The organism is Xanthomonas pisi DSM 18956 (assembly GCF_001010415.1).
GTDB classification, from domain to species: domain Bacteria; phylum Pseudomonadota; class Gammaproteobacteria; order Xanthomonadales; family Xanthomonadaceae; genus Xanthomonas; species Xanthomonas pisi.
Window position 1 is genome coordinate 131758 of the sequence record NZ_JPLE01000016.1, and the last position, 11933, is coordinate 143690.

General features: G+C 66.5%; 14 protein-coding genes, 2 tRNA genes and 1 other RNA gene. 4 read left to right on the plus strand and 13 right to left on the minus strand.

The features are described from left to right. Positions 1–6: 6 nt before the first annotated feature. Positions 7–2094, minus strand: a complete 2088-nt coding sequence (dnaX, locus tag Y887_RS04400) for a DNA polymerase III subunit gamma/tau (RefSeq protein WP_046963184.1) — start codon at positions 2092–2094, stop codon at positions 7–9. Between the two features lie 135 nt (positions 2095–2229). On the opposite strand from dnaX, the gene Y887_RS04405 reads away from it, so the two are divergent. Further along, positions 2230–2322: transfer RNA gene (locus Y887_RS04405), tRNA-Ser, on the plus strand. A gap of 75 nt (positions 2323–2397) precedes the next feature. Next, an RNA gene (gene ffs / locus Y887_RS18615) (signal recognition particle sRNA small type) lies at positions 2398–2494 on the plus strand. Positions 2495–2903: 409 nt separating this feature from the next. Here the strand turns inward: ffs and Y887_RS04410 are convergent. Genes Y887_RS04410 through Y887_RS04440 form a run of 7 tightly spaced genes read right to left on the minus strand, consistent with a single transcriptional unit; the run spans position 2904 to position 7017 of the window. Continuing rightward, positions 2904–3347 carry a molybdenum cofactor biosynthesis protein MoaE gene (locus Y887_RS04410; protein ID WP_046963185.1) on the minus strand — a complete coding sequence of 148 codons (444 nt, stop codon included), beginning with the start codon at positions 3345–3347 and terminating at the stop codon, positions 2904–2906. Further along, positions 3344–3589 carry a MoaD/ThiS family protein gene (locus tag Y887_RS04415; protein ID WP_046963186.1) on the minus strand — a complete coding sequence of 82 codons (246 nt, stop codon included), beginning with the start codon at positions 3587–3589 and terminating at the stop codon, positions 3344–3346. The genes Y887_RS04410 and Y887_RS04415 overlap by 4 nt, the downstream gene beginning before the upstream one ends. Next, the gene (gene moaC / locus Y887_RS04420) at positions 3586–4083 is read right to left on the minus strand and encodes a cyclic pyranopterin monophosphate synthase MoaC (protein WP_046963187.1); all 498 of its coding nucleotides are present in this window, start codon (positions 4081–4083) and stop codon (positions 3586–3588) included. Before moaC ends, Y887_RS04415 begins: the two co-directional genes overlap by 4 nt. Before the next feature lie 24 nt (positions 4084–4107). After that, the gene (locus Y887_RS04425) at positions 4108–4488 is read right to left on the minus strand and encodes a nuclear transport factor 2 family protein (RefSeq protein ID WP_046963188.1); all 381 of its coding nucleotides are present in this window, start codon (positions 4486–4488) and stop codon (positions 4108–4110) included. Next, the gene (moaA, locus tag Y887_RS04430; RefSeq protein ID WP_046963189.1) at positions 4485–5519 is read right to left on the minus strand and encodes a GTP 3',8-cyclase MoaA; all 1035 of its coding nucleotides are present in this window, start codon (positions 5517–5519) and stop codon (positions 4485–4487) included. The genes Y887_RS04425 and moaA overlap by 4 nt, the downstream gene beginning before the upstream one ends. Further along, the gene (locus tag Y887_RS04435) at positions 5519–6268 is read right to left on the minus strand and encodes an MBL fold metallo-hydrolase (RefSeq protein ID WP_046963190.1); all 750 of its coding nucleotides are present in this window, start codon (positions 6266–6268) and stop codon (positions 5519–5521) included. Before Y887_RS04435 ends, moaA begins: the two co-directional genes overlap by 1 nt. Further along, positions 6268–7017, minus strand: a complete 750-nt coding sequence (locus tag Y887_RS04440) for a 3-deoxy-D-manno-octulosonic acid kinase (RefSeq protein ID WP_046963191.1) — start codon at positions 7015–7017, stop codon at positions 6268–6270. The genes Y887_RS04435 and Y887_RS04440 overlap by 1 nt, the downstream gene beginning before the upstream one ends. Before the next feature lie 20 nt (positions 7018–7037). Between Y887_RS04440 and Y887_RS04445 the strand changes: the two genes are divergently transcribed. Beyond that, complete coding sequence (locus Y887_RS04445) at positions 7038–8087, plus strand: glycosyltransferase family 9 protein (RefSeq protein WP_046963192.1); 1050 nt, start codon at positions 7038–7040, stop codon at positions 8085–8087. A 206-nt stretch (positions 8088–8293) separates the two neighbouring features. Here Y887_RS04445 and Y887_RS04450 read toward each other — a convergent pair whose 3' ends face one another. Together Y887_RS04450 and Y887_RS04455 are read right to left on the minus strand one after the other, a co-directional pair. Beyond that, positions 8294–8698 carry a DUF6165 family protein gene (locus tag Y887_RS04450; protein WP_046963193.1) on the minus strand — a complete coding sequence of 135 codons (405 nt, stop codon included), beginning with the start codon at positions 8696–8698 and terminating at the stop codon, positions 8294–8296. Positions 8699–8937: 239 nt separating this feature from the next. Further along, positions 8938–9028: transfer RNA gene (locus tag Y887_RS04455), tRNA-Ser, on the minus strand. A 196-nt stretch (positions 9029–9224) separates the two neighbouring features. On the opposite strand from Y887_RS04455, the gene Y887_RS04460 reads away from it, so the two are divergent. Further along, positions 9225–9929 carry a PP2C family protein-serine/threonine phosphatase gene (locus Y887_RS04460; RefSeq protein WP_024938430.1) on the plus strand — a complete coding sequence of 235 codons (705 nt, stop codon included), beginning with the start codon at positions 9225–9227 and terminating at the stop codon, positions 9927–9929. 119 nt (positions 9930–10048) lie between these two features. Here Y887_RS04460 and dnaQ read toward each other — a convergent pair whose 3' ends face one another. From dnaQ to Y887_RS04475, 3 genes are read right to left on the minus strand one after another with little or no spacing between them, the layout of a single operon-like run. Continuing rightward, positions 10049–10783 carry a DNA polymerase III subunit epsilon gene (dnaQ, locus tag Y887_RS04465; RefSeq protein ID WP_046963194.1) on the minus strand — a complete coding sequence of 245 codons (735 nt, stop codon included), beginning with the start codon at positions 10781–10783 and terminating at the stop codon, positions 10049–10051. 8 nt (positions 10784–10791) lie between these two features. Then, positions 10792–11244 carry a ribonuclease HI gene (gene rnhA / locus Y887_RS04470; protein ID WP_046963195.1) on the minus strand — a complete coding sequence of 151 codons (453 nt, stop codon included), beginning with the start codon at positions 11242–11244 and terminating at the stop codon, positions 10792–10794. Positions 11245–11272: 28 nt separating this feature from the next. Then, positions 11273–11929: a hypothetical protein gene (locus Y887_RS04475; protein ID WP_046963196.1), complete on the minus strand. Its 657-nt coding sequence runs from the start codon at positions 11927–11929 to the stop codon at positions 11273–11275. Between the last annotated feature and the right edge of the window lie 4 nt (positions 11930–11933).

Consider the following 11933-nt stretch of genomic DNA (forward strand, 5'->3'; position numbering starts at 1 on the left):
GGGGCGTTACTCGTCGTAAGGGCGGATGGAATCGGGCACGACCCGCGCGCCTTGCTGCTGGATCAGCTGCTGCACATTCGGGTCGTTCATGAAGGCGCTTTCGGCTGCGCTCTGGCGCTCGCCTTTCTGGCGGTTGGCACGCTCATGCAAGGTCTCGACATCGGCGCTGCCGGTTTCGATCACGATGCGCGGCGTGTCTCCGAGAACCGGCGCCAGCGCCTGCGCGAGGTTGGCGATGGAGCGCTCGGAGTTGAGATATTCAAAGCCCGGCGCCAACGCAAGCCGCAGCACGCCATCGCGATGGCCGATGAATGCCGCATTGGCCGCGAGCTGGCGCGACGGGCCGTTCAACCCGCTACGGGTGACCAGCTCGAGCCATTGTTCGGCGTCGGCAATGCGGCCGTCGTCGATCGGCGTGCCCGAATCGTTGCCGGGCGCAACCGCGGATGACGATGCTGAAGCTGGCGAAGTCTCGGCGGGCGCAGCGACAGAGGGCGCATCTGCAGCCATCTCTCCGGGCACGGGAGCAGCGGCGGTGGCCAGCGCAGGCACGAGATCGGGTATCGCCGTGGTCGGCGCCACAGCAGCGGCTTCCGGCGGTGGCGCCATTGCAGACTCGGGCGCAAGCACGCCTGCCGTATCGGCCACTGGCGCAGCATGCGTACGCACCGGCGCATCGTCCACCGCCCACGGCGGCGCGTCGTCGGTGCGCGCGGCGGCGGACGAACGACCATCAGCCAAGGCCTCCGACGCAGGAAGCACCACAACCGGTGCCGGTGCCGAAGGGGCGGCGGCTGCCGTTGGTGCTGGCATTGGTGCCGATGTTGACGCCGACGTTGCTGTGGACACCGACGCCGCACCAGCACCCGACGCCGCTTCAACCACCTCGACCGGCTTGGCAGGCGCCGCCGCAGCCGTCGCCGGTGCCGCCGCCTGCACGCCCGCAGCGGCCGTGCGTGCGCCGCCGCCTGCGCTGGCACCGCGTCCATCGTCGCTGCTTCCGGCCGGCACCGCCGCAGCGGGGCGGAACGCCAGCATGCGCAGCACTGCCATCTCGAAACCGGCGCGCGGGCTCGGCGCCAGATACAGGTCGCGGCGCCCGTTGAGCGCCATCTGGTACCACAGCTGCACGACTTCCGGCCGCAGCTGTGCCGCGAACGGGGTCGGGTCGATGCCGTCGCCGACGAACGCCACCGACGGCACCAATTGCTGTACCTGCACGCGGTGCAAGGCCTCGGCCAGTGCTTCCAGCACTCCGCTCCAGTCCGGCGAAAATTCCGCGAGTGCAGCGACCACCTGCAGCAGGCGCGCGCCATCGCCGTCGGCCAGCGACTGCAGCATCGCCCCGACCTGGGTGCGGTCCACCGTGCCCAGCATCGTACGCACGACATCCTCGCGCAGCGCACCGCCGGCATAGGCGATCGCCTGATCCAGCAGCGACAAGCCGTCGCGCAAGGAGCCATCGGCGGCCTTGGACAGCTGCACGATCGCCGACGGGTCCGACTCGATTTCCTCGGCGGTCAGGATGCGCGTCATCTGGCCCTGGATCTGGTCCTCGTCCAGGCGCTTGAGGTTGAACTGCAGGCAACGCGACAACACCGTCACCGGCAGTTTTTGCGGATCGGTGGTGGCGAGCAGGAACTTCACATGTTCCGGCGGCTCTTCCAGGGTTTTGAGCAGCGCGTTGAACGCCGCCTTGGAGAGCATGTGCACTTCGTCGATCAGGTAGACCTTGAACTTGCCGCGCGAGGGCATGTATTGCGCGTTCTCGATCACCTCGCGCACATCGTCCACGCCGGTGTTGGACGCGGCGTCGATTTCCAGCAGGTCGATGTAGCGGCCGGCATCGATGTCCAGGCAGGCCGGGCAGATGCCGCACGGGTCGGCACTGGTGCCGGTCTCGCAGTTCAGCGACTTGGCGAAAATGCGCGCGATGGTGGTCTTGCCCACGCCGCGGGTGCCGGTGAACAGGAACGCGTGGTGCACGCGCCCGCTGTCGAGCGCGTTGGTGAGCGCGCGGACCACGTGCTCCTGGCCCACGAGTTCGGCAAAACGCTTCGGGCGCCACTTGCGGGCGAGAACGAGATAAGACATCGGGCAACCAGCTTGTTCTGAGCCGATATTGTGCCACGGCGCGTCTCACCGGCTGCGCCGGGAAGATTCAGCTTGTGGTACGGGCCGGCGACCGCTAGAATCTGCGGCCCTGTTCGACCCCGGTCGTGCAGGTACGGAGAGGTGTCCGAGTGGTTGAAGGAGCACGCCTGGAAAGTGTGTAAGCGTCTAAACCGCGCTTCGGGGGTTCGAATCCCCCTCTCTCCGCCAGTTTCATGATTTGCGCAATGACACCAATGCCGCAAATCGCAGGGCCATGCCAGTGGCCCACGTCTTATGGTGGCCCCGTCGGTCCCTCGCGACGCTAGATCGAAAATCCCGCCAGGGCCGGAAGGCAGCAACGGTATCGATTGATGCGGGCGCCGAGGTCAACCGGCGGGGACACCACCCTAACCTTCGACAGACGCCAGGCCGACTAGCCGGAACACTGGCTTGCGCCTGATTGATCGAGCAACAAGCAGCAGCCATCTTTTGCGGCGCTGTGCGCCCATGCATAAAGCCAACAAGTCATTTGTGCCCGCCGTGGCGACGGCACACACATTCCTGCAGCGTTAGCGCCTCCCTCGGCGCGATGCGGGCGCCGAGGTCGACCGGCGCGGCACTCCCACCCTTCAAGCAGGTCTCGGTTCGCAGCCCCATCGCCGCGCGCGTTTTGGCCTAGCTGCGGAGACTTCATGGATCAAGCAGACCGACTTTGACGCAGCGTGGTCGAACGCGACGATGCCGGTCGAACCGGCAGCGCAGTGCGCCAGGGCAGACATGCTGTTGCACACGTCATGCGACCGAGGACATCACTGCGACTCAGGATGCAGCCAGCCCGCGTCGCCTTCCAGGTAGTGCTCGTGCTTCCAGATCGGCACGCGCGCCTTGACCTCGTCGATGATGTAGCGGCACGCGTCGAACGCGGCGCCACGATGCGCCGCACTGACGCCCACCCAGACCGCCATGTCGCCGATCTGCAGCTCGCCCACCCGATGCACGCAGTGCGCATGCACGATGGCGAACCGGCGCATCGCTTCGTCGAGCACGCGCTGACCTTCGGCCTGAGCCAGCGCGGCATAGGCTTCATAGCGCAACCCGGCAACGCCACGGCCTTCGTTGTGATTGCGCACCCAGCCTTCGAAACTGGCAAACGCACCAGCCTGCGGATGCACCGCGCCGGAACGCAGCTGCTCCACCGGCAATGGCAGATCCGAAAGTGCAAAGATGGCTACGACCTCATCGCTCACGCTCAACCTCCCGAGACTGGCGGAATAAACACCACTTCGCTGCCGTCGCGCAGCGCATCGTCCCAGCGCGCGAACGCGCCATCGACGGCAACGCGCAACTGTGCAGGCGTCCAGCGCAGGCCGTGCCGCGCGTCGAGTTCGGCATACAGGCCACGCAGGTCCGGCGCGCCGGATTGCACCCGCTCGTCGGCGATTCCAGCCGCTTCGCGCAGACTGGCGAAATACAACACCGTCACCGTTGCCGTCATTGCGCCGCTCCGATATCGCGCTTGCCGCCGCGCTTGGACACCAATTTGGTCGGCCCGATCGTCATCGCATGCGATAACGCCTTGCACATGTCGTAGACCGTCAGCGCCGCCACGCTGGCGCCGGTCAGCGCTTCCATCTCCACCCCGGTGCGATGCACGCAGCGCACCGTGCAGTGAATCTCCAGCACCTGCTCGCCTGCCCAGTCGATCTCGAAACGACAGGCATCGATCGGCAATGGATGGCAGAACGGAATCAGCTCGTGCGTGCGCTTGACCGCCATGGTGCCGGCGATCACCGCGGTCTCGACGATGCCACCCTTGGCGCTGCGCAAGCCATTGGCGCGCAACTGTGCGGCGATGGCGGCCGGAAAACGCACCCGGCTTTGGGCAGTGGCGCTGCGCGCGGTGACTGCCTTGTCCGAGACATCCACCATCGTGGGCAGTCCGGAATCGTCCAGGTGGGTCAGGCGTGCGGAACGGGGTTTTGCAGGCATGGGAAACGACACGATGACAGGCGCTCAGGATGCGGCATTCTCGGTGAACGGAGTGGCTTGATGGAACAGCATTCGCCAGCATGCACCGTCCAGGCGCCATAACGAACTGCGCAAGGCACCCCGCACGACGCCGTCGACGTGCGCGCGGGTGCGATAGCGCAGCTGCGCCAGCTGCGGAGCCAGCAGTACGCAGACGAAGCCGTCGGCCGCGTAGTCGGCAGCCGCAGCGCTGGCGGTCAATGCAGCGATGATCTCCTCACGTGTGTAGCGCCGGCCCGAGGCACCAAACTCAACGAACGCCGGATCCAGTAGCGCCTCCAGCTCCGGCAGCGAGCGACGCACCTGCGGATCGAGCAGACGCAGCTCCAAGCCGCGCAACTGCGTCAGCAGCGCACAGGCGCTCACCCGCCGATCAGGAACATTTCGACCGGCTTGCCACGTCGCGGTGCGGCGGATGCGCGCACCTCGCTGTAGCGGTCGCCGCGCATGCTCCAGCGTTGACGCAAATGCGTGGCCAGGCCTTGCTCGCCGTCGGCCAGGGCCGGCTTGAGATCATGGCCCTGGCTGGCGAACAGGCAGGTGTACAGATGCCCGTCGGCCGACACGCGTGCGCGCTGGCAATCGCCGCAGAACGGCACGCTGACCGAACTGACGAAACCCACCTCGCCCGCGCCGTCGACGAATGCATGGCGTTGCGCAACTTCGCCGGTGTAATTGGCGTCCAGCGCCCTCAGCGGCCAGCGCGCGTGGATGCGCGCGTGCAACTGCGCCGAGCTCACCACCGCGTCCGGGGTCCAGCCGTTGCAGCTGCCCACGTCCATGAATTCGATGAAGCGCAACACATGCCCGGTGCCACGGAAGTACTCCACCAGCGGCAACACTTGGTCCTCATTGACGCCACGCTGCACCACGCAATTGATCTTCAGCCGCGTGAAGCCGGCCTGCTCGGCGGCAGCAATGCCGGCCAGGACCTGTGCGATGTCGCCACGGTCGCCGCTCATGCGCTTGAACAGCGACGGATCCAGTGCATCCATGCTCACCGTGATGCGCCGCAGCCCGGCCTGGCGCAGCGCCTCGGCCTGGCGCGCGAGCAAGGCGCCATTGGTGGTGAGCGCCAGGTCCTCGATCCCTTCGATGGCGGTCAGCCGCGCAATCAAGGTCGGCAGATCGCGACGCAGCAGCGGCTCGCCACCGGTCAGGCGCACCTTGGTGACGCCCACCGACACGAACGCCCGCACCAATGTTTCCAGCTGATCGAAACTCAGGCGCTGTTGCGCATCGAAGCCGTAATCGTCGGGCACACGGTCGGCCGGCATGCAGTAGCCGCAGCGGAAATTGCAGGCTTCGATCACCGACAGGCGCAGATCGCGCAGCGGGCGGCCGTAACGGTCCTGCATCGGGGTACCGGTCAGGGTCGGCAGCGACAAGGCGCCCATCAGCGCACCGTGTCGGCGGTCGGGTCCGCCAGCGTCAGGTACTGCCCGGGCACCGCGACGCGATGGCCGCGTGCGCGCAGCACGTCGCCGTCGGCGTCGCTGGCGTAGTGGTACAGCAGCATGCGGCTCAACAGGTCCTGCGGATATTCCCGCTCCAGATCATCCACGCCAGTATGCGACGGGTTGCCGTGAACGCCGCAGTCATGCGCGATCAACTCGTTGTCGTCCGCGTAACGCTTCAGCATTTCCGGGATCGGCCGGGTGTCGCCGGTCCACACCAGCGCGCCTTTCAGGCGCAGCCCGTAGGCCGTCTCCGGCCAGTGGTGGCGCACCGGGAACACCTCCAGCCGCACCCCGTCGTGCCAGAAGGCATCGCCGACCGGCACCAGCTGGAATGCATCCCAGAAGTTCGCCCCGCCCTCGGCGAGCACATTCGGGTAGTCGGCAATGCGCCGCTGCAGCAGCGGCACCACCGGCGCCGGTACGTACAGGCGCGTGCGCCCGCGTCGCTCGGAGAAATAGCTGTCGACGAACACCCGCTCCAGCCCGCCGACATGATCCAGATGCACATGGGTGATGAAGATGGCCTGCGGCAGGTCACCGTAATGCGCCTGATAGGCGGTGAGCCCTTCGCTGCCGCAGTCGATGGTCAGCCACGGCGCGCCAGCGCGCTCGAGCGTGGCCATCGGCGAACCAAGCGCCACTGCCGACGCATTGCCGACTCCCTGCACGCGCAACGCCCACTGCATCAGTAGCCCCGGCCCCAGGCCAGCTCGTAGGCGCGGTGCAGCCGCTCGTAATCCTTGTCGACCTCTTCGCGGCTGCGATTGCCGCGCAGCTTCAACAGCGACCGATGCAGCCGCTTGAGATTGCGCTCGCGCCAGCGCGTGGCCGGAATGCGCAGCACGCCCCGGTCGAAATCGATCAGCCAGCCATGCCCACTGGCATCGAACAGGATGTTGTGCGCATTGAGATCGGCGTGATCCAGACCGGCGCGATGGAAACGCGCGATCAACTGCCCGGTGGCTTCCCATGGCGCGCCGCGCCCGGCCACCTGCGCATGGTCGGCCAGCGAGCGCACGTCTTCCAAGCGCTCCATCAACAGCGCCGCGCGATAGCCCAGGCCTTCGCGCAGATAGCAGGCCGCCAACGGACGCGGCACCGGCAACTTGCGCTTGATCAGTTCGCGCATCAAGCGGAATTCGGCAAAACTGCGCGTGCGGCCGGCACCTTTCCATAGGTATCGGTCGCGGCTGACGCGTGCGGCCATGCCGCCACGCAGGTACTGCCGCAGCACACTGCGACCGAACGGGGCATCCACGAACCACGCACCGCCACGCCCGCCTTCGTCGACCGGTCGCGCTCTGTCGCCCCAGCGTTGCGGCGAAAACAGCCCGGCATCGGCTTGCCGCAGCCGTTCGCGGTCGAACAGAATGGCGCCATAGCCGCGGGCCTCGCGGTACGGCGTCAGCGCTTCGGTGGCGTCGAAAGAAACCATCTATCGAGTCTAACAACACCATGGCTGTAACGCCTGCATCGCTGTGTTTGCTGCGCTTGTCCGCCCTGGGCGACGTGACCCATGTGGTGCCGCTGGTGCGCACGCTGCAGGCGGGTTTCCCGCAGGCGCAACTGCATTGGATCATCGACAAGGCCGGCCTGAAGCTGCTCGACGGCCTGCCCGGCGTGCACTTCCATGCCTACGACAAACGCAGCGGCGTCGCCGGCATGCGCGCCTTGCGCCAGGCCTTGGCACCGCTGGGGCGCTTTGACGCCTTGCTGCAGATGCAGGTGGCATTGCGCGCCAACGTGCTCTCGGCATTCGTCCCGGCGCGCCGCCGCATCGGCTACGACCGCAGCCGCTCCAAGGACCTGCATGGCCTGTTCGTCAAAGAGCGCATTGCCGACCGCCCCGGCATCCATGTCCTCGACGCCATCGGCAGCTTCGCCGAGCCGCTGGGCCTGCGCCAGACCCAGGTGCGCTGGGACCTGCCGGTTCCCGACGCCGCGCATGCCTGGGCGCGCGCGCAATGGGACGACGATGGCCGCCCGGTGCTGATGATTTCGCCCTGCTCCAGTCACGTGCGGCGCAACTGGTACCCGGACCGCCACGCCGCCCTTGCCGACCATGCAGCGGCCCAGGGCTGGCGCGTGGTGCTGTGCGGCGGCCGTAGCGAACTGGAGCGCAGCACGGCTGACGCCATCGTGGCGAACACGCGCGCACCGCTGCTGGACCTGGTCGGCAAGGACACGCTCAAGCAGCTTCCCGCGCTGCTCGCCCGCGCCGACCTGGTGGTCACCCCGGATTCGGGCCCGATGCATATCGCCAATGCGATGGGTAGCAAGGTGCTGGGGTTGCATGCGGCCAGCAATCCGCGACGCAGCGGCCCGTACTCGGACGTGCGCTATTGCGTGGACCGTTACGACGCGGCAGCGCGCAAGTTTCTGCGCACGCCGGCCGACCGGCTCGGCTGGGGCACCAAGATTGAGTTCGACGATGTGATGTCGCTGATTACCGTCGACGACGCAATTGCTGCATTCGAACGCTATCGGGCCGATCATCCCCGCTGACTCCCGGCAAACGCTGGCGCCCAACTGATCCTCAGATCGATTCGGCTCATGACGCGCGGCTTTTCGTTTGCACCAGGACTCAAGTCGCCTGGCATCCAGCCTTCAAGCCGATGCACCGGCATCGCACCAGCCGCCTATCGCGATGACAGGCGGCGCAGCGTTCCAGTGCGCGGGCTGGTGCCGGCGCAGTCGGCCCCTCACTCCGCTCAGGCGCCGGTCGCGCGATAGTCCTGGTAGGACTTCTCTTCCACGTACGAAGAACCCAGCGCCAGGTTGATTTCCTTCTTGATCCGCGCGCGCTCGTCGTTTTCGATGTAGACGCTGCGTGCCAGCTGCACAAAGCCGTCGTCGAAGCTCTGCGCCTGCTCCTTGAGCCGGATGTCGTCTTCGATCACCCACAACCGCTCGTTGACGGCCTTGAGCTCGGCGCGCAACCGCACGATGTCGTGACCGGCAGCCGGATGCGCCATCCAGCTGGCTTCCAGCGCGGACAACTCATTGCGGACATTGGCCAGCTTGGCCGCATCGCGCATGCGCTCGGACTTGATCTGCAGGATCGCGATCTTGTCGAGCAGCTCACCAAAGGACACGGGCACCAGGATCTCGGACATGACAGGCCTCCAACAGGGGTCGAGCGGATTGTAGTCATCGCAGCCACGGCCGGCTGCGACACATAAACAAAAGCCCCCTTGCGGGGGCTGATGCGAATCTGGCGTCAGAAGGGGATTCACCCGGCACTTCGTGCCTTCGCCGTGCAGACAGCGCTGCTGTCTGTCGAACCCGGGGCTTCTCGCCCCCCAATGACGCCGGCAAAACTCACGCGTCACTGGCGCAACTGCTCGCCTCAATCTGGCGGAGAGGGGGGGATTCGAACCCCCGAGGCGCTATAAACGCCTGCCTGATTTCGAGTCAGGTACATTCAACCGCTCTGCCACCTCTCCAGATGGTCCCCAGTGTCCTGGGGCCGTGCATCATACGGGCACACGCGCCAGGCCACAAGCGGCCCGGGCCAGCGCTCCACCGCCCGGCTGTCGGCGCGGCGTGAACCGGTACTGCGCCCGGCGCGAGCGCTCTGTTGCCGCTGGCCGGCCGGGCCGCGATGATGGGCACGCATCTTCTCCCTGGCGACCCGGCCCCATGCTCGAATTCGGACACCTCACCCACGTCGGCCTGCGCCGTGACCTCAACGAGGACACCTATTACGGCGACAGCGAATTGGGGCTGTGGCTGGTGGCCGATGGCATGGGCGGACATGCCTGCGGCGAGGTGGCCAGCGCACTTGCACGCGAAACCATCGTGCGCGAAGTCCGCGCCGGCACCCCGCTCGCGCAGGCCGTGCGTATCGCCGACGAAGAGATCATCAAGACCTCGCGCCGCTGCAACGACACCTTGCCGATGGGCACCACCGTGGTCGCCGCACGCGTGTTGGGCCAGCGTTTCGAGGTGGCCTGGGTCGGCGACAGCCGTGCATACCTGTGGCGCGACGGGCGCCTGGCACAGCTGAGTCAGGACCATAGTTACGTGCAGGAACTCATCGCCCAAGGCACGCTCACCAGCGAGCAGGCGCGTGCGCATCCGCATCGCAACGTGGTGACCCAGGCACTGGGCGTCACCGATCCGGTCCATCTCAACGTTGCCACCATGCAGGGCGAGCTCAAATCCGGCATGCAACTATTGCTCTGCAGCGATGGGCTGACCGAAGAAGTGGACGATGCAGCGATTGCGGCAACCCTGTCGCAAGCCGACTGCAGCGCGCAGGAGTGCGTCGAATGCCTGGTCGCCGCAGCGCTGGATGGCGGCGGTTCGGACAACATCACCGCGATCCTGGTGCGTAGCTACTGAGCCACGGCAGGACAGCGTCGAGGGCGGCCTTCGAACGCGCGGCAGAACCTCGCGAGGTCCTGACCATGCGCTGCACCCGTTGCCGGCATGCGCCGCCAGCCAAGGGGTGCAGCGCCACTTCAACCGGCGACAGCGCTCTCTTCGACAGGCGCGTCCCACAGCGCGCGGCCGGCCTTCTTGCGCAGCTGCGCCAATCGCGCTTCGTGCGCATGCGATTCCGACGCAGTCACCATCACGCGCGGGCGCGGCAACAGCAACGCGGGGTCGAACGCGATCATGCCGTTGTTCTCATTGCTGTTCTGGCCGGCATCGGCGCTGGCAAAGCCGATCTCCTCCTGGCCCGAGGTCAGCGCGATATACACATCGGCCAGGATCTGCGCATCGAGCAAGGCGCCATGCAGCTGGCGATGCCCGTTGTCCACGCCCAGGCGCTTGCACAAGGCATCGAGCGAATTGCGCTGCCCCGGGTAACGCTCGCGCGCCATCATCAAGGTGTCGACCACGGTGGCGCGGTCGACGATGCGGCCGTAACCATTGCCCAGCAGCGACAACTCGTTGTCCAGAAAGCCCAGGTCGAACGCAGCGTTGTGGATGATCAATTCCGCGCCGTCGATATAGGCGAGAAACTCCTCCACCACATCGCCGAACAACGGTTTGTCGGCCAGGAATTCCAGGGTCAATCCGGTGACTTCCTGCGCACCCGGCTCGAAATCGCAATCGGGCTTCAGATAGCGATGAAAATTGTTGCCGCTCGGGCGCCGCTCCAGCAGCTCCACTGCACCGATTTCGACGACGCGGTTGCCCTTGCGCCATTCCAGGCCGGTGGTTTCTGTATCGAGAATGATCTGACGCATGAATCCTCTTACGCAGTTGCAGCGCCGCCGCGCTGGGCGATGGCCTGATTGCGGGCAAGCACGTCGACGCGCTCGTTGTCCGGGTCGCCATTGTGACCCTTCACCCAGCGCCAATCGATGCTGTGCCGCTGGGTGGCCGCATGCAGCCGCTCCCACAGTTCGCGGTTCTTGACCGGATCGCCGCCGGCGGTTTTCCAGCCACGCCGCACCCAACCGGATATCCACTCGGTGATGCCCTGGCGCACGTACTGTGAGTCGGTATGCAGCACGATCTGGCACGGCTCGGTCAGTGTCTCCAGCGCCATGATCGCGGCCATCAATTCCATCCGGTTGTTGGTGGATACCGCTTCACCGCCGGCCAATTCCTTCTCGCGGCCGTTGTAACGCAGCAGGGCCGCCCAACCGCCCGGCCCCGGATTGCCGAGGCAGGAGCCATCGGTATGCACTTCAATTGATTTCATCAGTTTCCAGAGTTGTCACGTACTAAGGTCAGATCGTGGCCACCGGTTGCGGCCAGCGCGTTGGCCGCGCGATCGGCGTCGGCGCGATCGGTGCGGAGGCCCGTTTTTCCACTTCGAGTAAATACACCGCGCGCCATGGCGCGCGGCCAGGATCGGACGAACCGCGCCCGGTCCGCCAGATGGGCCCGAGGAAGCGCTCCGTTGCCACGCACTGCAGGCCGGCCTGCTGCGCCAGCGATCGCCAGCGATCCGGGCGCAATGCCACCGGGCCGCGCCGCGCCCAATGAAAGCGGTACGGGCTCAGCGGGTTGAGCGTGAACAGCCACAGCCGGCCTCCCGGCATCAGCAGCCGCTCGCATTCGGCCAGAAACTCCGCCGCACCGCCAACGACCGCATGCTGCACCACAATGGCTTGCAGGCTTTCGGTGGGCAACGGAAACGGCATCGCACAGCGCGCATCGCCTGCGAAGCGTCCGGCGCTACGAAACAGGCGCAGGCCGCGGCCATCGAGCACCTCGCGCGGCGGCAATTCCTTGGTCGGCGCCACCCACAACCAGGGCTGGGATGGCCGCCGTTGCAGGGACTCCAGCGCCAGGCGACGCTCGGATTGGAGCAGGCTTCGCCCCGCCTCCGTATCAAACCAGGATGAGACGCCAGCTTGACGGGAGAATGGGACGGCAGGCATGGTC